The 23,588-nt window shown below is 37.2% G+C and carries 27 protein-coding genes; 13 read left to right on the top strand and 14 right to left on the bottom strand.

Annotated elements, in window-relative coordinates; all coding sequences use genetic code 11:
• Positions 1-28 precede the first annotated feature (28 nt).
• Positions 29-490 carry a nucleoside deaminase gene (locus F959_RS08545; protein ID WP_004879171.1) on the bottom strand — a complete coding sequence of 154 codons (462 nt, stop codon included), beginning with the start codon at positions 488-490 and terminating at the stop codon, positions 29-31.
• Between the two features lie 332 nt (positions 491-822).
• Here F959_RS08545 and F959_RS08540 point away from each other — a divergent pair, with 332 nt between their 5' ends.
• Positions 823-1,080, top strand: coding sequence for a YjhX family toxin (locus F959_RS08540; RefSeq protein WP_004879169.1), 258 nt, complete (start codon positions 823-825; stop codon positions 1,078-1,080).
• A gap of 78 nt (positions 1,081-1,158) precedes the next feature.
• A complete protein-coding gene (locus tag F959_RS08535; RefSeq protein ID WP_004879167.1) occupies positions 1,159-1,665 on the top strand; it encodes a GNAT family N-acetyltransferase in 507 nt (168 codons plus the stop codon).
• An 81-nt stretch (positions 1,666-1,746) separates the two neighbouring features.
• Here F959_RS08535 and F959_RS08530 read toward each other — a convergent pair whose 3' ends face one another.
• Positions 1,747-2,325 (bottom strand): YceI family protein, encoded by a 579-nt coding sequence (locus F959_RS08530; RefSeq protein WP_004879164.1) that lies wholly within the window; start codon positions 2,323-2,325, stop codon positions 1,747-1,749.
• 222 nt (positions 2,326-2,547) lie between these two features.
• Between F959_RS08530 and F959_RS08525 the strand changes: the two genes are divergently transcribed.
• A complete protein-coding gene (locus tag F959_RS08525; protein ID WP_004879162.1) occupies positions 2,548-2,958 on the top strand; it encodes an OsmC family protein in 411 nt (136 codons plus the stop codon).
• A 37-nt stretch (positions 2,959-2,995) separates the two neighbouring features.
• Here the strand turns inward: F959_RS08525 and F959_RS08520 are convergent, their stop codons facing one another.
• Both F959_RS08520 and tkt read right to left on the bottom strand, forming a co-directional pair.
• A complete protein-coding gene (locus F959_RS08520) occupies positions 2,996-3,628 on the bottom strand; it encodes a hypothetical protein (protein WP_029424837.1) in 633 nt (210 codons plus the stop codon).
• Positions 3,629-3,767: 139 nt separating this feature from the next.
• On the bottom strand, positions 3,768-5,756 hold the full coding sequence (gene tkt / locus F959_RS08515) for a transketolase (RefSeq protein WP_004879158.1): 1,989 nt from the start codon (positions 5,754-5,756) through the stop codon (positions 3,768-3,770).
• Positions 5,757-6,138: 382 nt separating this feature from the next.
• Here tkt and metK point away from each other — a divergent pair, with 382 nt between their 5' ends.
• Positions 6,139-7,305, top strand: coding sequence for a methionine adenosyltransferase (gene metK / locus F959_RS08510; RefSeq protein WP_004879155.1), 1,167 nt, complete (start codon positions 6,139-6,141; stop codon positions 7,303-7,305).
• Positions 7,306-7,363: 58 nt separating this feature from the next.
• Here metK and F959_RS08505 read toward each other — a convergent pair whose 3' ends face one another.
• The gene (locus F959_RS08505; RefSeq protein ID WP_004879152.1) at positions 7,364-7,621 is read right to left on the bottom strand and encodes a hypothetical protein; all 258 of its coding nucleotides are present in this window, start codon (positions 7,619-7,621) and stop codon (positions 7,364-7,366) included.
• A gap of 243 nt (positions 7,622-7,864) precedes the next feature.
• Here F959_RS08505 and F959_RS08500 point away from each other — a divergent pair, with 243 nt between their 5' ends.
• Positions 7,865-8,047 (top strand): hypothetical protein, encoded by a 183-nt coding sequence (locus tag F959_RS08500; protein ID WP_004879151.1) that lies wholly within the window; start codon positions 7,865-7,867, stop codon positions 8,045-8,047.
• Between the two features lie 44 nt (positions 8,048-8,091).
• On the opposite strand, the gene F959_RS08495 is transcribed toward F959_RS08500, so the two are convergent.
• The 6 genes from F959_RS08495 to F959_RS08475 form a co-directional block, all read right to left on the bottom strand.
• A complete protein-coding gene (locus tag F959_RS08495) occupies positions 8,092-8,652 on the bottom strand; it encodes an FxsA family protein (RefSeq protein ID WP_004879149.1) in 561 nt (186 codons plus the stop codon).
• 185 nt (positions 8,653-8,837) lie between these two features.
• On the bottom strand, positions 8,838-9,272 hold the full coding sequence (locus F959_RS08490; RefSeq protein ID WP_017196670.1) for a putative hemolysin: 435 nt from the start codon (positions 9,270-9,272) through the stop codon (positions 8,838-8,840).
• An 86-nt stretch (positions 9,273-9,358) separates the two neighbouring features.
• Positions 9,359-9,940 (bottom strand): HEAT repeat domain-containing protein, encoded by a 582-nt coding sequence (locus tag F959_RS08485; protein WP_004879145.1) that lies wholly within the window; start codon positions 9,938-9,940, stop codon positions 9,359-9,361.
• Positions 9,941-9,964: 24 nt separating this feature from the next.
• On the bottom strand, positions 9,965-10,126 hold the full coding sequence (locus tag F959_RS16750) for a hypothetical protein (protein ID WP_004879143.1): 162 nt from the start codon (positions 10,124-10,126) through the stop codon (positions 9,965-9,967).
• Between the two features lie 501 nt (positions 10,127-10,627).
• Complete coding sequence (locus F959_RS08480; protein ID WP_004879138.1) at positions 10,628-10,846, bottom strand: cold-shock protein; 219 nt, start codon at positions 10,844-10,846, stop codon at positions 10,628-10,630.
• A 458-nt stretch (positions 10,847-11,304) separates the two neighbouring features.
• Positions 11,305-11,901, bottom strand: a complete 597-nt coding sequence (locus tag F959_RS08475) for a LysE/ArgO family amino acid transporter (RefSeq protein ID WP_004879135.1) — start codon at positions 11,899-11,901, stop codon at positions 11,305-11,307.
• A gap of 148 nt (positions 11,902-12,049) precedes the next feature.
• Between F959_RS08475 and F959_RS08470 the strand changes: the two genes are divergently transcribed.
• On the top strand, positions 12,050-12,937 hold the full coding sequence (locus tag F959_RS08470; RefSeq protein WP_004879134.1) for an ArgP/LysG family DNA-binding transcriptional regulator: 888 nt from the start codon (positions 12,050-12,052) through the stop codon (positions 12,935-12,937).
• A gap of 124 nt (positions 12,938-13,061) precedes the next feature.
• Positions 13,062-13,607, top strand: a complete 546-nt coding sequence (ruvC, locus tag F959_RS08465; RefSeq protein ID WP_004879133.1) for a crossover junction endodeoxyribonuclease RuvC — start codon at positions 13,062-13,064, stop codon at positions 13,605-13,607.
• A 2-nt stretch (positions 13,608-13,609) separates the two neighbouring features.
• On the opposite strand, the gene F959_RS08460 is transcribed toward ruvC, so the two are convergent.
• Entirely contained in the window at positions 13,610-15,166 is a 1,557-nt protein-coding gene (locus F959_RS08460) for a bifunctional ADP-dependent NAD(P)H-hydrate dehydratase/NAD(P)H-hydrate epimerase (protein WP_004879129.1), read from the bottom strand.
• Positions 15,167-15,187: 21 nt separating this feature from the next.
• Here F959_RS08460 and queG point away from each other — a divergent pair, with 21 nt between their 5' ends.
• Positions 15,188-16,297 (top strand): tRNA epoxyqueuosine(34) reductase QueG, encoded by a 1,110-nt coding sequence (gene queG, locus F959_RS08455; RefSeq protein ID WP_004879127.1) that lies wholly within the window; start codon positions 15,188-15,190, stop codon positions 16,295-16,297.
• Positions 16,298-16,391: 94 nt separating this feature from the next.
• Complete coding sequence (gene bioB, locus F959_RS08450) at positions 16,392-17,381, top strand: biotin synthase BioB (RefSeq protein WP_004879125.1); 990 nt, start codon at positions 16,392-16,394, stop codon at positions 17,379-17,381.
• A gap of 50 nt (positions 17,382-17,431) precedes the next feature.
• Here bioB and F959_RS08445 read toward each other — a convergent pair whose 3' ends face one another.
• Positions 17,432-17,644 carry a hypothetical protein gene (locus tag F959_RS08445; RefSeq protein ID WP_004879124.1) on the bottom strand — a complete coding sequence of 71 codons (213 nt, stop codon included), beginning with the start codon at positions 17,642-17,644 and terminating at the stop codon, positions 17,432-17,434.
• Between the two features lie 125 nt (positions 17,645-17,769).
• On the bottom strand, positions 17,770-18,117 hold the full coding sequence (locus F959_RS08440; protein WP_004879121.1) for a hypothetical protein: 348 nt from the start codon (positions 18,115-18,117) through the stop codon (positions 17,770-17,772).
• Positions 18,118-18,604: 487 nt separating this feature from the next.
• Here F959_RS08440 and F959_RS08435 point away from each other — a divergent pair, with 487 nt between their 5' ends.
• The 4 genes from F959_RS08435 (at position 18,605) to F959_RS08420 (ending at position 23,581) form a co-directional block, all read left to right on the top strand.
• Positions 18,605-19,138: a fimbrial protein gene (locus F959_RS08435; protein WP_004879120.1), complete on the top strand. Its 534-nt coding sequence runs from the start codon at positions 18,605-18,607 to the stop codon at positions 19,136-19,138.
• Between the two features lie 84 nt (positions 19,139-19,222).
• Positions 19,223-19,954: a fimbrial biogenesis chaperone gene (locus F959_RS08430; RefSeq protein WP_004879118.1), complete on the top strand. Its 732-nt coding sequence runs from the start codon at positions 19,223-19,225 to the stop codon at positions 19,952-19,954.
• A 61-nt stretch (positions 19,955-20,015) separates the two neighbouring features.
• Complete coding sequence (locus F959_RS08425) at positions 20,016-22,568, top strand: fimbria/pilus outer membrane usher protein (protein WP_017196671.1); 2,553 nt, start codon at positions 20,016-20,018, stop codon at positions 22,566-22,568.
• Entirely contained in the window at positions 22,565-23,581 is a 1,017-nt protein-coding gene (locus F959_RS08420) for a fimbrial protein (protein ID WP_004879114.1), read from the top strand. Before F959_RS08425 ends, F959_RS08420 begins: the two co-directional genes overlap by 4 nt.
• Positions 23,582-23,588: the final 7 nt, after the last annotated feature.

Raw genomic sequence — 23,588 nt, 5'->3', positions numbered from 1 at the left:
TAATAGTAAGGTTCAAGTGCACATAAAGTTATTTCTCTTGATAGCTTTGCCATAACTTATATAAATCTAAGTTCTGCAACGGCGTAATTTGTTTAAATATTAATCCCTCTTGTTTTTCAGGCGGCATTCTCAGCATTTCAGCAAGATTTGCTGTCGATAATGAAAATGGTTCTGCATCAGGATTGGAAAATGCATAACGCACTTGGTTAATTCCTGCCATACGCATCGCAGCTAAACACATCGGACAAGGCTGCCCACTTGCATAGACGATACAATCTTCTAAATTAGGATTACCTAAAGTTTTGCCAGCTTCACGCAATGCCAATAGCTCTGCATGTGCTGTAGGATCATTGGTTAATTTGATTTGGTTGACACCTGTAGCAATGATTTCACCATTTCTCACAACCAATGCTGCAAAAGGTCTACCACCTGATTTTGCATTTTCTAATGCTAAATCTACTGCTTTCTGTATAAACAGTTGATCATCCATCTTTGTCTTACCTTAATAATAAAATTCAAGCTATATGTTTAAAGGCTTTTAATAAATAATGCTTTTATTATAAATTGATCAAGAAAATCAGACTACACATGATCATAACCCATTACAAATAAAGTAAAATTCACATAATCCTTTACTTTAAATATAAGCACCTATATATTCAAATCATATATTTCATATCCAATCTACATCGAGGATTTTATGTTGGGGATAGCAGTAATCTGATAACCATATTTCAATGAAAATTTGAAATGGGTTATCAACGCGAATTTTCAGGCTGCATGCCTATCTTTGCTTTTGATTACTTATATCAGGATTCCAACATGAACCTATCCAAGTCTGAACAACGGACTTTACACGTCTTAGCCAAAGGCGGAAAAATCGTAAAACTCAAAAATGAATCTGGACAACTCATCGCTGTAGAATGCTATAGCCGTGAAGGTTTTGTCTTATATGATTGCACTCTCGTTGTTTTTCGAAAACTTAAAAAGAAACGATTGATCAAATCACAGGAAGGACAACCCTATCAAATCAATTTGAATGGGCTTAGAAACGTACGACCTCAACTCGATAATCAATAAACATCCTTAACAATCATCTGATGAAGCAGCAACATACTTTTGCTTCGTCAGTTATTTAAAAACATGTAGGCAATTAAAATGAATATTCAAATCCGTGATGAACAAAACACTGACATCCAAGCAATTTTTGATTTAACCAAAGCAGCATTTAATGATGAAGAATACTCTAGCCATACAGAGCAATTTATCGTAAATGCGCTTAGAGCAGCCAAACAACTTACTGTCTCTTTAGTTGCTGAAACTCAAGGCAAAATCGTTGGCCATATCGCCTTTTCACCTGTATCAATTTCCGATGGTACGACAGACTGGTATGGCTTAGGTCCTATTTCCGTTATTCCTGAATATCAAGGAAAAGGTATAGGTTCTGAACTTATGAGAGAAGGTTTGAATAGAATAAAGACACTGAATGCAAAAGGATGCTTATTACTCGGTGATCCTAATTATTATGGAAAATTTGGGTTTAAGGCTGATGCTAGATTGATCTTAAAAGGTGTTCCAGCAGAGTATTTTCAAATTCTTGCTTTTACCGACCATGTAGCAAGTGGCTATGTCATCTATTCAGATGCATTTAATGCAACGTCATAGTTATTGGCCATAATTACAGTACAAATAAAAAAGCTCACGAATATTCATCGTGAGCTTTTTTCACATTTAAGTGTATAACTATTACTTCGCTGCTGTTGCTTCAGTCGTAATATTTACAGTGATCTTATCGCCAACATTCGGCACATAGTTTCCGATACCAAATGCAGAACGATCAAATGAAGTTGTTGCATTAAATCCAATAGCAGGTACTTTTGCCATTGGGTGCTCACCCTGCTTATTCAATACTGCATCCAATACAACTGGCTTAGTAATACCCTTAACAGTTAAATCACCTGTAATTTTGAAATGCTTTTTATCTTTGGTTTCTACTTTAGTACTTTTAAAAGTAATGTTTGGGTACTTAGCTGCATTAAACCAAGCTTCTTCTTGGAACTCTTTATCTAAAGCCGCTACGTTAGTATTTACGCTGCTTAAAGGAATTGTCACTTCTACTGATGAATTTGCAGGTTTCGCATTATCAACTTTAATCACACCTTGAATATCAGTGAAGTTAGCGCTTGGTGTAGAAAAGCCAAAGTGATTCCAACTAAATACTGTTGCTGTATGTGTTGGGTCAATTTTATAGTCCACTGGCGCAGCTAATGTTACAGAACTTGCTAAAGCGAATGCTAAACCGAAGCTTAATGTTTTAAATTGCATTTTTCGTATCCTTGTTTGATATGAGTATTAGTGTATACATCAAGTATTTTTATTCACTATTCTTTATAAAACGATATGTTTCATCGGTGCAACAATAAAAGTATTACGCAGCCCAGCTAAACAACATATGATTAGACTATTCGATACTCCACAATCAGTAGTGAACACTGCATGATTAGGTACAATCATTTTTATTTTTAAAGATAAACAATAAGGTAAAACATGACTCATTCAGCACAAGCATTAAGTACAGCAACTCCTTATCGTGTAACACTTACAGATACTTCTGGTCATACATGGTATGCAGATGAGCCTATGGACAAAGGTGGGCAAGATACTGCACCAAATCCAATACAGCTTGTTCTTTCCGCTCTTGGAGCATGTACCACGATTACGTTAGAAATGTATGCAAATCACAAAGGTATTAAGCTTGAGCATGTTCAAGTTGATTTAGCATTAAACCCAAATGGTGATCCTGAATCAGGTCAAAATAATATTGAACGTAAAATTATCTTAAAAGGTGAATTTACCGAGGATCAACATAAACGATTACTCAAAGTAGCTGAGAGCTGCCCTGTTCATAAATTACTAACTTCTAATATTTCGATTCAGAGTGAATTAAGTGTCGGGTAAGAGATACAAATATGGTCTTTATATTAAAGACCATATTTTATAAAAAATTAATCGTAAACTGATAATTCAGTTCCTGACATTTAAATCCCTCTAACATATGCTGAGGAATGATCTGTTTTGCCTCTGGACTTATGATCATATAAATTAAGTCATACCAATTCGCTTCACTTTTGTCATCTGGACAATAGAAAAGCTCCTGTTTCTGGTCTAATTTAATATATTTTTCATCAACACTTCTTAACTCATAGCCATACTTATTGGCTAAAAGCATGTTAACCAGTTCTATAATTTTGGTCTTATACTGCGGAAATAACTCTGGTTTTTCAAAATTATGAACCATATCCAAGCTTGCCATCTTCAAAAAATGTGTTTCATACTCATCATTACAATTGACTCCAAAGACCCGCCAAATAGATAAATTCTCAACGTAGTTCAAGCTTTGAATTAAACTGTCTGTATATTTAAATAATTGATATTTGCATAAATTTTGTTTTGGATCTTTTGTAAAAAGTATTTCTGCTTCAAACCCCATATCGAGATCAGCCATGGTACTTTGTTCAAATAAAGCTTCTCTAAGTTTTAAACGCCATTCATCACACTCAAAACAATAAGTCTGGTTAGCTGCGATTTTACAAATTATTGAAAATAAATATGGGTGCATGTAATTCATAATAATTTTTATTCACTTATAAAACCAAAGAGTATTTCATAATTTCTTTAACTTTCTATCACTATTGTTTTAAGAAACTCAACTCACAAATATAAAAAAGCGCCCTATTCAGGACGCTTTTTTATACCACTTAATTCAATTAAGCAGTCAATTCTTTAACCGCAGCAACAACCGCTTCAGTCGTAATACCGAAGAATTGGAACAAGTCTTTTGCTGGCGCAGATTCGCCGTAAGTGGTCATACCGATCACTTTGCCGTCTAAACCAACAAACTTCCACCAGTAATCCACATGAGCCGCTTCAACCGCTACACGTGCACGGATATGTGCAGGCAATACCGCTTCACGATATGCAGCATCTTGCTTCATAAACTCTTCAGCACATGGCATAGACACAACACGCACACCTTCAAGTTGTGCATATGCTTCCATTGCCAATGAAACTTCTGAACCTGTTGCAATGATGATTGCCTTCAATTCACCTTTCTCTTCAGCAAGTACATAACCACCTTTTGCAACGTTTTGAATTTGAGCTTCATTACGCGCTTGGAATGGTAAGTTTTGACGAGAGAAAATTAATGCTGATGGGCCATCTTTACGTTGAAGTGCAGACTTCCAAGAAACAGCTGCTTCAACTGTGTCACATGGACGCCAAGTATTTAAGTTTGGTGTACCGCGTAACGATGCAATTTGTTCAATTGGTTGATGCGTAGGACCATCTTCACCTAAACCAATCGAGTCATGTGTATAAACATGAATCACACGTTGCTTCATTAATGCAGACATACGTACTGCATTACGCGCATATTCCATGAACATCAAGAATGTTGCAACGTAAGGAACGAAACCACCGTGTAAAGCCACACCATTCGCAATTGCAGTCATACCGAATTCACGAACGCCGTAATACACGTAGTTGCCCGCTGGATTTTCTTGTACACCTTGGCAACCTTTCCAAAGTGTTAAGTTAGAACCCGCCAAGTCAGCAGAACCACCTAATAATTCAGGCAGTAATGGACCAAATGCTTGTAATGTATTTTGGCTTGCTTTACGTGTAGCAATGGTTTCAGCTTTAGCATTTGTTTCAGCAATGAAAGCATCTGCTTGTGCAGCAAATTCCGCTGGTAAGTCGCCATTGATACGGCGTAATAATTCAGCCGCTTCAGTTGGATATTTTGCTTTGTATTGAGCAAACAATTCATTCCACGCTGCTTCAGAGGTTTGACCTTTTGCTTTTGCATCCCAGGCTGCATATACATCTTCAGGGATAACAAATGAATTTTCTTTCCAACCTAATGCTTCGCGAGTTAAAACGATTTCGTCTTTACCCAATGGCGCACCATGGCAATCTTCTTTACCTTGTTTGTTTGGTGAACCTAGACCGATAATCGTTTTACAGATAATAATTGTTGGCTTATTAGTTTCAGCTTTTGCTTCAACAGTTGCTTGACGAATTGCATCTGCATCATGACCATCTACACGAAGCACTTGCCAGCCATAAGCGTTAAAACGTTGCTCAGTGTCATCACTGAACCAACCTTCTACTTCACCATCAATCGAGATACCGTTGTCATCATAATAAACAACAAGCTTACCAAGACCTAAAGTACCTGCAAGTGAACATACTTCGTGAGAAATACCTTCCATTAAGCAGCCATCACCCAAGAAACAATAAGTGAAGTGATCAACAACGTTTAAGTCATCTTTGTTGAACTGAGCAGCTAATGTTTTTTCGGCTAAAGCAAAACCAACAGCATTGGCGATACCTTGACCTAATGGACCTGTCGTTGTTTCGATACCCGGTGCATAACCATATTCTGGGTGACCTGGTGTTTTAGAATGTAACTGACGGAATTGCTTTAAATCTTCAATAGATAAGTCATAACCTGTTAAATGCAATAAAGCATATTGCAACATAGAACCATGACCATTTGACAATACAAAGCGGTCGCGGTTCGCCCATTGTGGGTTTGTTGGGTTATGATTTAAAAACTCACGCCATACGACGTCAGCGATATCTGCCATCCCCATTGGTGCACCTGGATGCCCTGAGTTTGCCTGTTGCACAGCATCCATTGCCAAGACACGAATTGCATTAGCAATACGACGTTCATTTAAAGGGGTTGTCATAAGTCAGAATCCGATTAAATCAATGTGATAAAGAAGACGAGAAATCATCTTTCAAAAATTGAGACTATTGTCTTAAAAAAACGACATGGGGTAAAGTCTAATACACGATATTTCTTATATTTCGATCATTCATTTTCAATTATGTGAACAAATGTTCACAGCGTAAGCAAAAGTAAATATCTCTGGTTTGTAGAATCTATTCGCTTATTCAGAAAAATATTAAAAATCAATCCTCACATATAAGCTTTACTGATACACATATCAATAAAAACACAATGAAAATGCAATAAATTTATGGTTTTTAGTCAGCTTGTGCTAGTCCTATGAGCCAAGTCGATGTAACATACTCTGTCTTTTTGAAAATAACCATGATAGGACGTTCATGCGCGAGTATGCTGTTTTTACTTCAGAATCTGTAAGCGAAGGTCATCCAGACAAAATGGCTGACCAAATTAGTGATGCGATTTTAGATGCAATCCTAAGAGAAGACCCGTATGCACGTGTCGCTTGTGAAACATTAGTAAAAACAGGCGCGGTTGTTCTTGCTGGTGAAATCACAACAACGGCTAACGTTGATTTCGAAGCGATCGTACGTCAAACCGTAAATGGTATTGGCTACCACCACTCTGATTTAGGTTTTGATGGTTCAACTTGTGCCGTAATCAATATGATCGGAAAACAATCTCCTGAGATTGCACAAGGTGTAGATCGTCAAAAACCTGAAGATCAAGGTGCTGGTGACCAAGGTCTAATGTTCGGTTATGCAAGCCGTGAGACAGATGTGCTTATGCCTGCACCGATTTCTTACGCACACCGTTTAATGGAGCGTCAAGCAGAGTTACGTCGTTCAGGTGCTTTACCTTGGTTACGTCCAGATGCAAAAAGCCAAGTTACTTTTGCTTATGAAAATGGCAAACCTGTTCGCTTAGATGCTGTCGTGCTTTCGACTCAACATGACCCAGAAATTACTCAAGCTCAGTTGAAAGAAGCTGTGATTGAAGAGATTGTTAAGCCAATCATTCCTGCTGAAATGTTCCATGCAGGCACAAAATTCCATATCAACCCAACAGGTATGTTTGTAATCGGCGGCCCTGTAGGTGACTGTGGTTTAACTGGTCGTAAAATTATCGTTGATACATACGGCGGTATGGCGCGTCACGGTGGTGGTGCATTCTCTGGTAAAGACCCATCTAAAGTTGACCGTTCAGCTGCATATGCTGGTCGTTATGTCGCAAAAAATATTGTTGCTGCTGGCCTTGCTGATAAATGTGAAATCCAAGTGAGCTATGCAATTGGTGTTGCTGAACCAACATCAATTTCAATCAATACCTTCAATACTGGTAAAGTATCTGATGAGTTGATCATTCAACTTGTTCGTGAACATTTTGACTTACGTCCATATGGCATCACACGCATGCTTAACCTTATTCAACCTATGTATAAGCAAACAGCTGCTTATGGTCACTTTGGCCGTGAAGGTTCAGATACAGCATTTACTTGGGAAAAAACTGACAAAGTTGAAATCCTTAAGGATGCAGCAGGTCTTTAATTGCTCTGCGTCATCTAATAAAAAAGCTCGCATTTTGCGAGCTTTTTTATTCCCCAATCTAATTTCCCGAATTCATATTATCTTGCTTTAAAACTTCAAAAATAGACGTATTTTGAACAGGTTGCTCTTCTTGATGATGTTGCGAATACAAATGTGCAAGTTTTACGATAACCACAACAGCTAAACACGCAGCAACACAGAACATCCACATACCGTAAGGGCTGCGAATATGTTGAGAACCACAGTAAGGACATTCCTTATCTGTAGACGCGACCACCTTGTCGCAACATGCACAATGATATTGATATAACATCATTTGTTCCTCCCACTCGTTATTTTTTATTTTCTTTTTACAACAATTTTCACCGTTGTACTTTTATCCTATGAAAAAAAAAACGAGATTACAATGCAGTTATATGACCGATTCTTTCAAATTTACAAAGTTTTTATGTCAATTTAATGAACTACAAGTATTTTTAAATTTTTCTACAGAAGCGTATTATTTTGATCTTTCACATAATTTGCTAAAATATTGCTTTAAATTTATGGAAATAGCACCATGACTCAATTAATCAACAAAGGTGGATTTCGTGAACGTGCCAACCGTAGTCGAAAATACAAACAGTCAGAAAATGAGGTGACCACTTTGCCACCGAGCCAATACCAACCTCAAGACAAACAGACTACGGTCGCCAATAATGCAGAAAATAACCAAACTACAGATACAAACAACAAACCATAAAAAAGCACACTTTTGATCGTGTGCTTTTCTATAACTAAACCGAATTAGTTTACATCTTTAAATTCAATTTTCTTTTGATCTGGTTTTACTTCACGCGCTTCACCATCAATCACGGTTGAGTCACGATATTGCCCACCACCTTGTTGATTTTGCATTTCTTGCATCTGACGCATTAAATCAACAAATGGACTTTGTCCTGAAGCACCACCGCCCATACCACCCATCATTTGGTCCATCATTGCTTGTTGACGCTTTGCCATTGTTTTCATCAATGCATTGCGGAAAGCTGTTTGTACCGATGGGATTAACACTAAAACGGCGATTACATCAGAAATCAAACCTGGTAGCATTAAAAAGAAACCAGACATCGCGATTGCTAATTTCTTAGTTACCGCTGGATCAGCACCTAACTGCCCTGTCATTTGCATTTGCTGTAACTGAGGCATGATACCTGACGTGCTTGAACGCAGCATATTCAAGCCAATGAAAAATGCGATAATAAACCAGAAGAATACATACCACATACTTCCAACGAGATCGCCCACGCCGATCCAAACCAACACTTCAGCAATTGTGCCAAAAACCACGATAAGAAGTAGATTCATGTTAAATCTCAAAATAAAACAATGTGCATATTGATAAAACAATGCTGACACATTTAATAAAATAAACTCAATAAATTATTTGATGGGTTCTTTTCTAAATTTATCAAGTCTGATGTTTATGTTTATTACATAAAAAAGCTCTCAGTTGAAATCAATCAATTGAGAGCCTAGAAAGAATTTATAAATTAACCACAAGTTGCATTGGTAATCTTTTTAGATTGTGGATCAATCGTTACTGTAACGCGGTTCTCTCGATAATCCATAGTTACAGGTTGATTAGGTCCAACACTACGCACGATCTCAGACTTGGTTTTTTGCTTAATTTGTTCTTCGCTAAGTCCTGATTGACCAATTAACTTTTTTGCCTCATCAGCAACACATTTCGATTGGCTAGCACGGAATAGCTCCCACTCCTCAACCACCTGACCATTTGGCAACTTGCAGTATCCAACCTGACCATTTGTTTCATTTCGAATTTCCAACTGACCACCTTGCTCAACGCAATATTTACTCGCTGGATTCGCCATACCAATTTTTGGTGGCATATCGTCTTTATTTGGAGTTGAAGAACACGCTGCCAATGACATAACAACTGTACCTAAAAGTAAGATCTTTTTCATATTTTTGAATTCTTGCAAAAAATTTAATATAACAAACAAATAATAAATTTATGTCTATGATTTGAAACATCTCTCGCCAGTTCTACTTATAATTTTTGTATAAAACTCAAAAATTTCTTAAATATATTAGTTTTATTCTTATTTGATGTCTGATTACGGGAGTTATTACGTTCTGTTATTCTTCTTAGGCGATACCGCATTTCATTAGCGACTTCCTTATTTTCACTCTTTGCATATTTTCTTAACAATTCAAAGGCTTCGTCAGTACCAATATCAGCTAATGCATGACTAAACCATTTTGCGATTACACCATCGTCGGAAGCATCATACTCAAAACGTTTAAAATCTTGTTCAAGTATCTTGGCAATAATTGCAACACTTGATGGATGACCAATATCTTGCAGCTCTTTAGTAATCATTTGATGACTAAAATGACCATCATGCAATAAAAATTCATTTAAAGCGGCAACCTTAATACTTTGATTATCTAATCGAAATACGACATCAATTAAAAGCTCTGCTGTGTCCTCGTCATTCTCTTGAATAGCTGTATGAAACAGATTAATTAAATACGAGAGTTTCCGCTCATCAGCTATATCAACTTTATCCCAGAATGTTGTTACTTTCAGTTGATAACGAACAAACCAATCATTGTTTTCACTATGCATAATTTAACCATATATTTTTTAATCTTATTGGACAATGAAATATTCAAGCCGAATAGCCTGATCAACTAAATAATGATCTTTGATAATATAGAAATATGGTCTAGTATTGACCCACTCATCCATTTCCAAAATGGCTTCTGTATAACCCATCACTGCTGAAAAATCTTTTACTTGTAAAATATCCATAGGCTTATCCCTTTTCTTATAGATATAAGCCTAACATAGAGTAAATATTTCCTTGTAGCTCAAAGCTCAATCTTGCCAGTCATTTTATATTTTTATAATTTGTTTTGGCTAAATTTCAAACATTGAAAAAAGCACCCGAAGGTGCTTTCTTTCTCTTATAAGCCTGTTGCGATCAGAACCACAAAACTGAACAACAACGAACCTAAAGATCTTTTACAATGTACATGAACTTCTTGCTCAAACCCTTGAGAGTATCGCTCTAAGTTTTCCATAACCTAATGCTCATTTAATGTACTGCAATTATTAATTTGCCTAAATAATATATGAAATGAAATTAGCAAAAAGTCGTAGATCAAGCTAGGGTAAAAATTTAAACATATGGTCAATTAGTGACAAAATTAAGCAATTTCACTTAAATTTCTAATGGTTTTTTGCAATTTTTCTAAATTATTAATATTCAAATAAAAAAGCCCACCAAAGTGAGCTTTTTTATATTTATTCTTAGTTTTGAGCAACTACAGTAATAGCAGTTGCTTGAGGTCCTTTTTTACCTTCAGCTACAGTAAAAGATACACGTTGTCCTTCATGAAGAACTCTAAAGCCGTTGCTTTGGATTTCGCTAAAGTGAGCAAAAACATCTTGTCCAGAATCAGCATGAATAAAACCAAAACCTTTAGTTTCATTGAACCATTTAACTGTACCAGTCACAGTGTTAGACATAAATTTAACCTATTTGAAAATTCGTAATACTTAGCAGCAAATAACTTGGAATAATAAAACTATGACACTAAAATCTGATAAAACGAGAAGTTTGGACAAACATACGAAATTAGAGATTTGCTGAATCAACAGAGTTATTCTTCTAGTTAACTATCACTATACACGACTTTACTTTTTATAAGCAATCCCTATTGCTTCAACCACTCATATAAATGGATGACATAACATTCAAAAACTAAGATTGAGCTACGAAAACCATTTCCAAAATTATTTAATTTCAATATTTTTCCATAATATAGATTAAGAAAAACAAGTCAAATAGATAAGATTTTCAATTAAATTCTCTTACATTTTTCTTCTTATGCAATTGATCAAGTTTCAGCAACCTATTTTGAATAACGAAAAAGTAAATATGATTAAAAATTATCCCAAACATCAATTTTTAACCCATTCCAATTTTAAATAATTAACATCGTAGCAATTGTCCACATTGTGATCCCAATTAAAACGTCTAAAATTTTCCAAGATGTCGCTCTTTTAAATAAAGGAAGTAACATCTTAGCCCCGTAGCCTACTGAAAAGAAAAATATCCAAGAAGCGAGTATTGTGCCTGCCGCAAACTGATACAGTTGATCCGAAAATTGCACTGAAATTGATCCGATCAAGATAATCGCATCCAAATACACATGTGGGTTTAACCAAGTGAATGCTAAGCATATTCCGATAATTTTGAGTAACGAATCTTTTTCAATATCACTTGGGTTTAGCGAAGAAGAATTTTTTATAGCTGAATAGAAATTGCGCAATCCGTAAAAGAATAAAAAGGCTGCACCAAAATATTTGCTCACGGTAAGGAGAAATGGAAAGTTAGCAATAACTTTGGAGAATCCTGTTACGCCGAAGTAAATCAAAATAGAATCAGATAATGCACAGATAAAACAAACCCAGAATACATACTGCTGCTTTAAACCTTGTTTTAATACGAATGCATTTTGCGCCCCGATTGCTAAAATCAGAGAGAAGCCAATTCCAAGCCCATATACAAATGCACTCATTCACTTTTTCCACAAACTAAAAATATTAAAGGGATTTATTTCTTTGCACATTCAGATCACGCTGAAAGATTGTTATTATCTTTTTTTTAATTTTTAATTCAGTAAAATTAAGTTTATTTCAGTTCAGCTAAGTTTTTTTAAGGAAATTATGCTCGATAGCAAACAATGTGAAGCTTTCTTTGCTGTTGCAGAGACAGGTAGCTTTGAACATGCAGGCCAAAGACTGTGTATTACCCCATCTGCTGTGACATTGAGGGTTCAAGCACTTGAGAAGCATTTAGGTCAGCTCTTGCTGATACGCGGCAGACCTTGCGTTTTAACTCAATCAGGTCTACATCTATTTGAATACTTGCAACATAGCAAACGCCTAGAACAAAATTTACTATACAGTCTCACAGGTAAATCTGAATCTAATTATTTTAAAACCACAATCGCAACGAACGCCGACTCTTTAGCAACTTGGTTGCTTCCCGCACTGAAAGATGTGCTCATTCAAGAAAAAATTATGATTGAGTTTAACTGTGACGATCAGTCGCATACTTATTCATTACTTGAAAATGGAACAGTCAATGCATGTATTTCTATCGAAAATGAAGCCATGAAAGGTTGTAATGCCATACATCTGGGATCTATGCGCTATAAAATGGTTTCAACGCCATTGTTTCAAAAAAAATGGTTTAAGAATGGAATCACGAGAGAAAGCTTAAGGACTGCCCCTGCAATTATTTTCAATCACAAAGATCACACTCATTTTGACGTACTTGAAAAAATGTTTGGGTTAACAAAAGGCACTTATCCATGTCACCTTATCCCATCTTCAGAATCCTTTGTCACGGCAATCCAGCTTGGCTTGGGATATGGCATGGTTCCAGAATTTCAACTCAAACAAGCTTTTAAAGATAAAAGTTTAGTTGAGATTTTACCCGAAGCTGAAACAGATATTGCTTTATATTGGCACCATTGGAATCAACAATCTGCTCCTCTTCAAGCCTTAACGACACATATTGTCCAAAAAGCGAAAATAGTTTTGAGATAGCTCAAAATATAAGCTGCCTACAAAACCATCTATTTCTTTAAAATTCAAAATAATACAAAAAAAATATACAGCTAAAAGCCTTATATGTAACAATATCAACAATCTTTTATTCTTATAGTGCTGCATGTCATTAATTATTGGTATTGATCCTGGTTCACGCTTAACAGGTTACGGAATTATTGAGAAAGATGGCAATAAGTTACGTTTTGTCGATGCAGGCACGATTCGTACTGAAACACAGGAAATGCCCGAACGTTTAAAACGTATTTTTGCGGGTGTAGAACGTATCGTTAAATTTCACGGACCAACCGAAGCTGCGGTAGAGCAAGTCTTCATGGCACAAAATCCTGATTCTGCGCTAAAGCTTGGTCAAGCTCGTGGCGCTGCGATTGCTGCTCTTGTAAATTTAGACTTACAAGTAGCTGAATACACAGCGCGTCAGATTAAACAATCTGTCGTGGGTTATGGCGCGGCTGATAAAGAACAAGTCCAAATGATGGTGATGCGCTTATTAAACTTAAGCATTAAACCCCAAGCTGATGCGGCCGATGCCCTTGCTGCTGCTATTTGTCATGCACACGCTTCTGGAAGTATGAGTAAAATGGCAGTGCTGAATGCTTTAGGTGGAATGGCAAGAGGTAGAAGCCGTTCCAGTACTAGAAGACGTTAAGACTACTGATTTACGACTTTGTAAATCACTTTCCCCATATCATGCGCTTGCAAACCCCTCATACCTTTTTCAGCCAGTAAATCTCCTGCCTGCGCATGTAAACTAACAATTGCATGTAATGCAATTTGTTCATGAAATTGAGCTTTTAGGCTAGCAATCATGCCAGCCAATACATCCCCCATGCCCCCTGTTCCCATCCCCGCATTACCTTGGGTACAGATAAATAATTCGCTTTCCAAAATTAAACTACCAGCACCTTTTAGCACCCATTGCCCTGCATATTTTTGCTGTAGTTGATAAATTGCGTCTATCCGATCCTGTTCAATGTCAACAGGATTACAACCTAATAAAGTTGCTGCTTCGCCTGAATGTGGAGTCGCATAGATATGACCATTTAATTGTTGCGGATGCTTTGCTAAAAACCAAAGTCCATCTGCATCAAGCACAACTTCTAAATGTGAATTTTGATTGAGTAAATCGAACCATTGCTGATAAATCCGCTCTGCCCATTGATCACGTCCTAAGCCCATTCCAAAACAGACCGCATCGACTTGCTTTAATAGTTGTTGAATCAGGTCTTGATCTAACGCATTAATATCTCGAACCATGATATTGGGCGAACGTGACAAAATCGCTTGATGATGTTTGCTATGACAAATCACACTTACTTTGCCAGCACCTGCATGAAAAGCGGCTTCAGCTGACATAATCACGGCTCCGCCCATATCCGCATGACCGCCAACAACGAGTACATGCCCGTAACTGCCTTTGTGACCAAATGCCTGACGTTTCGGCAATACAATTTTTTCAGGTGATAAATAGGCAAGTGGTTTTAATGCTGTATCAATTGGAATTAAGCTAACCAAATGCAATTGACCTACATACTCTTTGCCTTGTCCCGTAAATAAACCTGCTTTATATCCCAAAATAGTAAAGGTTTGATCTGCTCGTATTGTGCAAGGTAAAGCTTGTCCTGTATCGGCGTGTAGTCCACTTGGAATATCAATCGAAATTTTTAAACCTGTTTGTGCATTAAAACACTGAATATTTTTTTGCCAATCGTCATTCAATACTCTATTTAAGCCAATCCCAAATAACGCATCGATATGACAATCAACCTCTCCTAACCTATCCTTATGGAGATGAGGGGTATACTCCGCAAGATCACCAATGACATTGCTATTTAAATCTGTAGACGACTCGTTCTGAAAAAAAGAAGCTGTAATACCATTTATTGGCTTCATTTCAACTTGCTGAGATTCAGCATACGCATAGGCATGTTTTAAATCAGTAGAACTTCCCATTTCAGTTGAGAGTACCGTTACATCGAAACCTGATTGCTTCAAAAATGCAGCAATATAATAACCATCACCAGCATTGTTACCCTGCCCACACCACACAGCGATATTTTGGATATTTTGTTGATGAAATTGCTCAATCAGTTGCTGCGATATTGACCAAGCTGCTTGTTGCATTAATCCTAAAGAGGAATTTTGCTGAGCAAACCAACGCTGCTCCCATGCTTGAATACTTTGGCTATGGTAAACTGAACGTTGCATATTATCCCCTATTATTGGTTTATGGCTTCATCCACACCTTCAGAAAAATCACTTGATAAAATCGAGCTGCAACAGCTTGATCCTCAAGAACTTAAAACATGGATAAAAGCTCAGGCTTTAGATTTGGGCTTTTCTGATTGTGTCATTGCCAAACCAGATGCTCAAGATCAAATGCCTCGTTTTAAAGAATATTTAGAACGCGGCTATCATGCAGATATGCACTATTTAGAAGAAAACTTAGAAAAACGTGCTAATCCAACTTTATTAGTTCCAGGAACTAAAAGCATTATTTGTGTGCGCATGAACTATCTTGTTGCATCCCCCCAGCCCCGTTATGTACCATTTGAACCAAATTCTGCCATTATTGCCCGTTATGCACGCGGTCGTGATTATCACAAAGTAATGCGTGGGCGGCTCAAAACGTTAGCAAGCCAAATTAAAGAAAAAGTGGGCGATTTTGAGTCACGCCCATTTGCTGATTCAGCACCTATTTTTGAAAAATCCTTAGCTGAAAGCGCAGGTATGGGATGGACAGGAAAACATACTTTACTGATTCATAAAAAATCAGGTTCTTTCTTTGTATTGGGGGAGCTATTTACCTCTCTCGAACTTCCTTTTGATCAACCTGCAACTGCACACTGCGGTTCATGCACTGCCTGTATTGATATTTGCCCAACACAAGCGATCGTTGAACCTTATATGTTAGATGCAAGGAAATGCATTGCATATTTGACCATTGAATATAAAGGCATTATTCCTGAAGAACTTCGCCAAGGCATCGGCAATCGTATATTTGGTTGTGATGATTGTCAGTTGATTTGCCCTTGGAATAGTTTTGCTAAAATGGCAACAATCCCAGATTTTGATGCGAGACATGGCTTAGATAACATTAGTTTACTCGACATTTGGCAATGGGATGAAGCAACTTTTTTGGCCAATACCGAAGGCAGTCCGATTCGTAGAACTGGCTACCAATCTTTTAAACGCAATATTGCAATCGGGCTTGGAAATGCGCCATACTCGGCTGATGTAGTCACACAATTGCAAGAAGCAAAACCTTTGCACGATGAGATTGTCAATGTACACATTGATTGGGCAATTCAACAACAATTGCAACGAGCCAATGTATAACAGATAGAAAATTGATGTTTTTTGCCCTTTGGCTTTGGCACGATTTCTGTATGATTAATCTCAATGTTTGTAATCAATCATCATGGATATAACAATGACCTTACGTAATGACTGGACTCGTGATGAAATCCAAGCTTTATATGATCAACCCTTTTTAGACTTAGTATTTGAAGCGCAAAGCGTTCATCGTCAACATTTCCAAGCAAATACGATTCAGGTCAGCACCCTTCTTTCGATTAAAACGGGTAAATGTCCAGAGGATTGTAAATATTGCTCTCAGTCAGCACATTACGACTCTAAATTAGAAGCAGAAAAACGTATTGCAGTTGATAAAGTGATTAGCGAAGCACAAGCTGCAAAAGAATCAGGTTCATCTCGTTTCTGTATGGGGGCTGCATGGCGTAACCCGCATGAAAGAGATATGCCTTATGTCTTAGAAATGGTTCGTGAAGTAAAAGCCTTAGGTTTAGAAACTTGCATGACGTTAGGTATGCTCAACCAATCGCAAGCTGAGCGTTTGAAAGATGCTGGTTTAGATTATTACAACCACAACCTAGATACATCACGCGAATATTATTCGCATATCATTAGCACTCGTACTTTTGATGATCGTTTAAATACACTTGATCATGTACGTCATGCGGGTATGAAAGTGTGTAGCGGCGGTATTGTCGGTTTAGGTGAAAGTCGTAACGACCGTATTGGTCTATTGCAAGAGCTTGCTACGATGCCAGTACACCCTGAATCTGTACCAATCAACATGCTTGTACCTATCGAAGGCACACCACTCGCTGAAGTGGAAAAATTAGATGTGACTGAGTGGATTCGTACAATTGCTGTCGCACGTATCATCATGCCACATAGCTATATTCGATTATCAGCAGGTCGTGAATCCCTTAGTGACTCGGATCAAGCACTTGCATTTATGGCAGGTGCAAATTCATTGTTCTCTGGTGAAAAACTGTTAACGACACCAAACGCGGGGGAAGGCAAAGATCAGATCTTATTTGCAAAACTCGGCTTAACTGCTGAAAAAGCAAAACCTACAGTTGCAGAACTCTCCGTAGATGCTATGAGCGCATAAATATAAAAGCCTTGTCGATTGACAAGGCTTTTTTCTTGTAATAATCACACTCATATAGATGTGACTAAAATCCCATATTTGGCAGTAAGAAACATTCCAACTCTAATTACATCCACTCCAGCTGCATGCGTAACAGATAGCTCCTGCGTATGTACATCAAAATGGAATGAATCAAATATCTCTTGATGATGCATTAACCATAAAATGGTATCAGCGATATGCTCATCAACTATGTACGTTTCTGACTTAAAATCCTTATCCATAATGCTTTATTGAGATAAATTGATTTAAACATCATAACCAAATCATCTATCAAAAGCAGTAAGATAAAAAAACACTTAGTCAAAGGAGATAACTAAGTGTATTAACGAGGAATAAAACTTAGCGATTAGGCAGCTTTAGGATTAATCAATGTCTGACCTGCTTTTAAGCTATTTATGGCCTTTGGATTAAACTCTAATGTCAGGACGTGATTGTCTAAATGAACATGATAAGAACGAATCAATGACTGCGGCCCATCTTCTGTATCTAACACATACTCATCCGCGATATTTAGGATACCTTCGAGATTGGTTGTACTAGACGCACGATCATGGCTGAACAAGTCGTAGATTGTCTGTAAATTAAAACTTGTATGTTGTTCTGTAGGATGACTTTTTAAGTGTTGCTCTAAGAACAATACAAATTTATGTGCGAAGAAATAATAGTTAGGTTTATGTGTATAAAGCATGTTCATTTATAGCTCCTTTAGATGATTTTTTCATCAAATCATGACTAAAACACTAAGGATTGAATCTTAAAAAAATCTTAAAAAAAGTTTGGCGTTTTTGTTAACGAACTTAAAAATCTTCTACTTTTATTTTTAACAAAGATTCAATTTTTTGATGATTACAGCAGTCCTGTCACAAAAATTTCATATAAAAAACCATTATTTTGTATAAAAAATAAACAAACAATCCACTATTTCTTAAAAAATAAATCTTAAAAACAACACTTTTTGTTGAAAATTCACATAATCAGGAAAACAATTTCAGAAAAACTAAAAAATAAACAACAAGTTATTTCAGCCAGCTTAATAATTATTTAAGAATTGCTAAAAATGTTATGCAGTTTGCATTTTATTTATTTACTGGTATATTTCGCACATTACTTGTTCAGCGCAAAAACTTAACTGGAAAAGTAATCTAATTCAAACTTTTAGCTGATGTCTTAGAGAAATTATTATGAAAAAACTTGCTTTGCTCGCTACTCTTTCAGTTGTTGGTATTGCTAGCGCTCACGCTGCAGATGGTACTATCACAATCAATGGTTTAGTGACTGATAAAACTTGTAACATCGTTACTCCAGCGGGTAAAGATTTTACAGTTACGCTTCCAACAGTTTCTAGACAAACTCTTGCGAATGCAGGTGATGTTGCTGGCCGTACACCATTCCAAATCAACTTAGAAGATTGTTCAGAAGGTAAAGTTGCAACTTACTTCGAACCAGGTGCAACTGTTGATTTCAACACTGGTCGTTTAATCAACCAAGCTGCTAGCGGTGCTCAAAACGTTGACGTTCAACTTTTAGGTAGCAACAACCAAGTAATCCCAGTTTTAGCTGCTGGTGCTTCTGGTGCTCAAGCGAACTCTCAATGGGTTGACGTTGTTGACGGCGGTAGTGCAGATCTTAACTACTACGCTGAATACTATGCAACTGGCGCATCTACTGCTGGTGAAGTAACAACTAACGTTCAATACACAATTATTTATCAATAATTTGTTGATCGCTGAGTTTCTATGTTCTAGAGCATAGAAACTCTTTTTATTTAAATTCATCTGCCTTTTTTGAGAATGTTGAGCATGTCATTTAACGGTTGTAAATTTTTGTCTGGTTTAGCACTTTGTTCAGTTATGGCGACTGCCGCTAACGCTGAGATAATCATTCATGGCACACGCGTGATTTACCCTTCTGATGCACGTGAAGTAACTTTACAACTCAGCAATAATGGCTCAAAACCTGCTCTCGTCCAAGCTTGGATCGATGAAGGTGATCCTAAAAGCACACCAGACCAATCTAAAGTGCCTTTTATGATTACACCACCTATTTCCCGTGTAGAGCCAACTAAAAGTCAAACACTTCGTATTACGGCTTTACCAAATGCGTTACAACTAGATCAAAAACAAGAAACTGTACTTTGGTTAAACGTTCTGGATATTCCACCGAGACCAACAGGCAAAGGTACAGAAACTGTTCCAGATAACTTTTTGCAACTTGCAATTCGTTCAAGAATTAAATTTTTCTATCGTCCAGCAAGTATCAAAGAAGATGCCAACTTAGCTGCTGACAAATTGCAATGGCGTCGTGTTGGTCAAAACATTGTTGTTAAAAACCCAACCCCTTTTCATATCACGATGACTTCAATTTATCAGGCCAATGGTGATAAGAAAGTTGATTTATTGCCTAAAGGTTTAATGTTAAAGCCTTTTTCTGAAGATCAAGTTCAGTTAAAAACATCGAACACTGAAAAAATGAGTTTTATTAATGTTAATGATTACGGTGGCCGTGTCGAAAGACCGATCAAATTCCAATAATCATTATTCGTTTAGATAATCAATAATTTTAAGTACCTATACCATATAGGCGATTTTTAATATGTCAAAACAGCACGCAACATACAGATTATTAAAGCGTCATATTTGCTTTTACCTTACTTCAGGCATGATCAGCATGACTCTGCCTGTGATGGTACATGCAGATGAACCTACACAAAAAAATGCTGTAGAAGCTGAGTTTGACTCTTCTTTTTTAATCGGTGACGCACAGAAAATCGATATTTCACGATTCAAATACGGTAACCCTGTTTTACCGGGTGAATATAACGTCGACGTATATGTAAATGGTCAGTGGTTCGGCAAACGTCGAATGATGTTTAAAGCTGTAAACCCAAAAGAAAATGCAACAACCTGTTTTAATTCAAGCACCTTACTTGAGTATGGTGTAAAGCAAGACGTTCTTTCGCAACATATTGCGAATCAATCAAAAAACAGTTGTTTAAAAATTGAAGATTGGATTGAAGATTCTTTCTATGAATTTGACACTTCAAAATTACGTATTGATATTTCAATTCCTCAAGTTGCTTTACAAAAAAATGCGCAAGGTTATGTCGATCCAAGTATTTGGGATCGCGGTATCAATGCTGGCTTTTTATCGTATAGCGGTAGCGCCTATAAAACATTTAATACAACTGGCGATAATAAAGAAACAACCAATGCATTTATGGCAGTTACTGCTGGGGCAAATATTGCAGGCTGGCAATTACGCCATAATGGTCAATGGCAGTGGCAAGACAATCCGACTGAAAACCAAAGTAAGTCAAACTATCAGTCAACAAGTACCTATTTACAACGTGCATTCCCACAGTATCGTAGTGTATTGACACTAGGTGACAGCTTTACCAATGGCGAAATTTTCGACTCATTTGGTTATCGTGGTGTCGATTTCTCTAGTGATGACCGTATGTTACCAAATAGTATGTTGGGCTATGCCCCACGCATCCGTGGTAATGCAAAAACCAATGCAAAAGTTGAAGTTCGCCAACAAGGTCAATTAATTTATCAAACCACGGTTGCTCCGGGTAGCTTTGAAATTAATGATCTCTATCCAACAGGTTTCGGTGGTGAACTTGAGGTTTCTGTAATCGAATCAAATGGTGAGATTCAGAAATTTGCTATTCCTTATGCATCTGTAGTTCAAATGCTCAGACCAGGTATGAGCCGATACTCATTAACTGCTGGTGAATTTCGTGATCGCGATATCGAGTTAGATCCGTGGGTTGTGCAAGGTAAATACCAACGAGGAATTAATAACTACCTCACAGGTTATACTGGCTTTCAAGCCACTGAGAAATACGCTTCGGTTTTGGCTGGTGCTGCTTTTGCAACACCAATCGGTGCGATCTCGTTAGACGTAACACATTCAGAAGCTGATTTTGAAAGAAAAGAATCTCAATCAGGTCAAAGTTACCGTTTAAGTTATAGCAAATTAATTACGCCAACAAATACTAACCTAACCTTAGCAGCCTATCGCTACTCGACTGAAAATTATTACAAATTACGTGATGCAATTTTAATTCGTGATTTAGAAGATCGTGGTATGAATAGCTACGCTGTAGGTAAGCAACGTAGTGAATTCCAAATTACCTTAAACCAAGGTTTACCTGATGGTTGGGGTAATTTCTATATGGTCGGCTCTTGGGTTGACTACTGGAATCGCAATGAAAGTACTAAACAATACCAAATTGGTTATAGTAACAATTACCATGGTTTAACCTACGGTCTTTCTGCGATCAATCGCCAAGTTGATTATGGATCTAGTAATCAAACACGTGATACTGAATATTTGATGACATTGTCATTCCCGCTCAGCTTTAAAAAGCATTCTATGAATGTGAATGCCAATGCATCTCAAGACAGTAGAACAGTTGGTGTAAGTGGAACTGTAGGTGATCGTTTCAGTTATGGTTCATCAGTAACACATCAAGATCGCAGTAATCCAACCTTCAACGTCAATGGACGCTACCGCACAAACTACACAACTGTTGGTGGCTCATATAGTGTTGCTGACTCTTATCAACAAGCCATGGTTAGCTTAACTGGTAATATCGTTGCTCATAAAGACGGTGTTTTATTTGGCCCAGAGCAAGGTCAAACGATGGTACTGATATATGCACCTGATGCCGCAGGCGCGAAGGTAAATAACACAACTGGTTTAAGTGTAAACAAAGACGGTTATGCTGTTATTCCATATGTAACGCCATATCGTTTAAATGATATTACTTTAGATCCTCAAGAAATGTCGACAAATGTTGAATTAGAAGAAACAAGTCAACGTATCGCACCTTATGCTGGTGCGATTGCTAAAGTCGATTTTTCTACGAAAACAGGTTACGCAATTTATATTGCTACAAAAACAGCAAATGGTGAAAACCTACCTTTTGCAGCACAAGTATTTGACCAAAATAATGAAGCTGTAGGTATTGTTGCTCAGGGTAGTATGGTCTATCTCCGTACCAAGAAAGCACAAGATCATCTCGTTGTGAAATGGGGTGACGATAGTGCTGAACAATGTGCAATCTCATATGATGTCACAGCTGAATTGGCTAAAGATCAACAGAACTTAATAATGACTGAGGCGGTTTGTAAATGAAGAAAATACTAATAACTGGTGCTTTATTCACAGCTGGTCTTGGCTTTAGCACAGTATCAAATGCATTTTGTACTTTAAGCTCTGGATTCTCAACTGTTGATATTTCCATGGCAGTTGGTCGCGTGGTCGTACGCCCTAGCGATGCAGTAGGAACTATTTTACGCAAAGCAACGTTCCCTATTAATCCAAATGGTTCTACGTTACGTTGCACATCAAGTTCTGATCGAATTTACGCTGATTTAACACAAAACTATCCAATTAGCTCCCTTGGAAATAGTATTTACACAACAAATATTCCTGGTATCGGTATTCGTTTATATCGTGAAGCAGAAAATGCGACCAATTTCTCTGGCTATTATCCTTACTCTAGGAGTTTAACACCCGGCACAACGTATAATTTAGCTCAGGGTTACTTTGTTGTAGAGATTGTTAAGACTGCAAGCCAAACAGGTTCTGGCACTTTAGTTCCCGGCCGTTATAGTTCTTATTACGTTACAGGAAATGCTAGTAAGCCATTCTTAACAAGTACTGTTTACGGAAATGCGATCACCATTGCATCTTCATCATGCGAGTTACAGGGAAATATCAATAAAGTCGTTACCCTTCCAACTGTGACTAAATCAGGATTCTCTGGAATCGGATCGACCCAAGGCCCGCAATCATTTGATTTAAATATTCTTTGTAATGGTGGACAAAACCCTACTGGCTATGAAGAGAAAAATCTAATTAGTTTAAGTTTTGATTATATTCAGGATGGCACAAATAATCAGGTACTTTCTAATACAGCACCCGTTTCAACGAAAGCAAATGGTGTAGGTGTGCAATTACTCTGGAATTATGACAACAAAAACCAAGTTATTAAAAAAGGCGATAAGTTAGAAATTGGGACTGTAAAATCTAACGAAACGATTCAATACAATGTTCCAATGACAGCACAATACTATCAAACTGCGGCAAATGTAACTGCGGGAACTGTACGCGCTATGGCAACCGTTACGATTGAGTACGACTAGAATAATT

Origin of the sequence: Acinetobacter venetianus RAG-1 = CIP 110063 (genome assembly GCF_000368585.1) — a bacterium.
GTDB classification, from domain to species: domain Bacteria; phylum Pseudomonadota; class Gammaproteobacteria; order Pseudomonadales; family Moraxellaceae; genus Acinetobacter; species Acinetobacter venetianus.
The sequence above is the reverse complement of the archived record's forward strand: the minus strand, read 5'-3'. Positions and strand labels throughout refer to the sequence as shown.

What these genes read in the sequence shown, in the direction of transcription:
- F959_RS08545 (WP_004879171.1), bottom strand. Translation starts at nt 490, where the DNA reads ATGGATGATCAACTGTTTATACAGAAAGCAGTAGATTTAGCATTAGAA.
- F959_RS08540 (WP_004879169.1), top strand. Translation starts at nt 823, where the DNA reads ATGAACCTATCCAAGTCTGAACAACGGACTTTACACGTCTTAGCCAAA.
- F959_RS08535 (WP_004879167.1), top strand. Translation starts at nt 1,159, where the DNA reads ATGAATATTCAAATCCGTGATGAACAAAACACTGACATCCAAGCAATT.
- F959_RS08530 (WP_004879164.1), bottom strand. Translation starts at nt 2,325, where the DNA reads ATGCAATTTAAAACATTAAGCTTCGGTTTAGCATTCGCTTTAGCAAGT.
- F959_RS08525 (WP_004879162.1), top strand. Translation starts at nt 2,548, where the DNA reads ATGACTCATTCAGCACAAGCATTAAGTACAGCAACTCCTTATCGTGTA.
- F959_RS08520 (WP_029424837.1), bottom strand. Translation starts at nt 3,628, where the DNA reads ATGAATTACATGCACCCATATTTATTTTCAATAATTTGTAAAATCGCA.
- tkt (WP_004879158.1), bottom strand. Translation starts at nt 5,756, where the DNA reads ATGACAACCCCTTTAAATGAACGTCGTATTGCTAATGCAATTCGTGTC.
- metK (WP_004879155.1), top strand. Translation starts at nt 6,139, where the DNA reads ATGCGCGAGTATGCTGTTTTTACTTCAGAATCTGTAAGCGAAGGTCAT.
- F959_RS08505 (WP_004879152.1), bottom strand. Translation starts at nt 7,621, where the DNA reads ATGATGTTATATCAATATCATTGTGCATGTTGCGACAAGGTGGTCGCG.
- F959_RS08500 (WP_004879151.1), top strand. Translation starts at nt 7,865, where the DNA reads ATGACTCAATTAATCAACAAAGGTGGATTTCGTGAACGTGCCAACCGT.
- F959_RS08495 (WP_004879149.1), bottom strand. Translation starts at nt 8,652, where the DNA reads ATGAATCTACTTCTTATCGTGGTTTTTGGCACAATTGCTGAAGTGTTG.
- F959_RS08490 (WP_017196670.1), bottom strand. Translation starts at nt 9,272, where the DNA reads ATGAAAAAGATCTTACTTTTAGGTACAGTTGTTATGTCATTGGCAGCG.
- F959_RS08485 (WP_004879145.1), bottom strand. Translation starts at nt 9,940, where the DNA reads ATGCATAGTGAAAACAATGATTGGTTTGTTCGTTATCAACTGAAAGTA.
- F959_RS16750 (WP_004879143.1), bottom strand. Translation starts at nt 10,126, where the DNA reads ATGGATATTTTACAAGTAAAAGATTTTTCAGCAGTGATGGGTTATACA.
- F959_RS08480 (WP_004879138.1), bottom strand. Translation starts at nt 10,846, where the DNA reads ATGTCTAACACTGTGACTGGTACAGTTAAATGGTTCAATGAAACTAAA.
- F959_RS08475 (WP_004879135.1), bottom strand. Translation starts at nt 11,901, where the DNA reads ATGAGTGCATTTGTATATGGGCTTGGAATTGGCTTCTCTCTGATTTTA.
- F959_RS08470 (WP_004879134.1), top strand. Translation starts at nt 12,050, where the DNA reads ATGCTCGATAGCAAACAATGTGAAGCTTTCTTTGCTGTTGCAGAGACA.
- ruvC (WP_004879133.1), top strand. Translation starts at nt 13,062, where the DNA reads ATGTCATTAATTATTGGTATTGATCCTGGTTCACGCTTAACAGGTTAC.
- F959_RS08460 (WP_004879129.1), bottom strand. Translation starts at nt 15,166, where the DNA reads ATGCAACGTTCAGTTTACCATAGCCAAAGTATTCAAGCATGGGAGCAG.
- queG (WP_004879127.1), top strand. Translation starts at nt 15,188, where the DNA reads ATGGCTTCATCCACACCTTCAGAAAAATCACTTGATAAAATCGAGCTG.
- bioB (WP_004879125.1), top strand. Translation starts at nt 16,392, where the DNA reads ATGACCTTACGTAATGACTGGACTCGTGATGAAATCCAAGCTTTATAT.
- F959_RS08445 (WP_004879124.1), bottom strand. Translation starts at nt 17,644, where the DNA reads ATGGATAAGGATTTTAAGTCAGAAACGTACATAGTTGATGAGCATATC.
- F959_RS08440 (WP_004879121.1), bottom strand. Translation starts at nt 18,117, where the DNA reads ATGAACATGCTTTATACACATAAACCTAACTATTATTTCTTCGCACAT.
- F959_RS08435 (WP_004879120.1), top strand. Translation starts at nt 18,605, where the DNA reads ATGAAAAAACTTGCTTTGCTCGCTACTCTTTCAGTTGTTGGTATTGCT.
- F959_RS08430 (WP_004879118.1), top strand. Translation starts at nt 19,223, where the DNA reads ATGTCATTTAACGGTTGTAAATTTTTGTCTGGTTTAGCACTTTGTTCA.
- F959_RS08425 (WP_017196671.1), top strand. Translation starts at nt 20,016, where the DNA reads ATGTCAAAACAGCACGCAACATACAGATTATTAAAGCGTCATATTTGC.
- F959_RS08420 (WP_004879114.1), top strand. Translation starts at nt 22,565, where the DNA reads ATGAAGAAAATACTAATAACTGGTGCTTTATTCACAGCTGGTCTTGGC.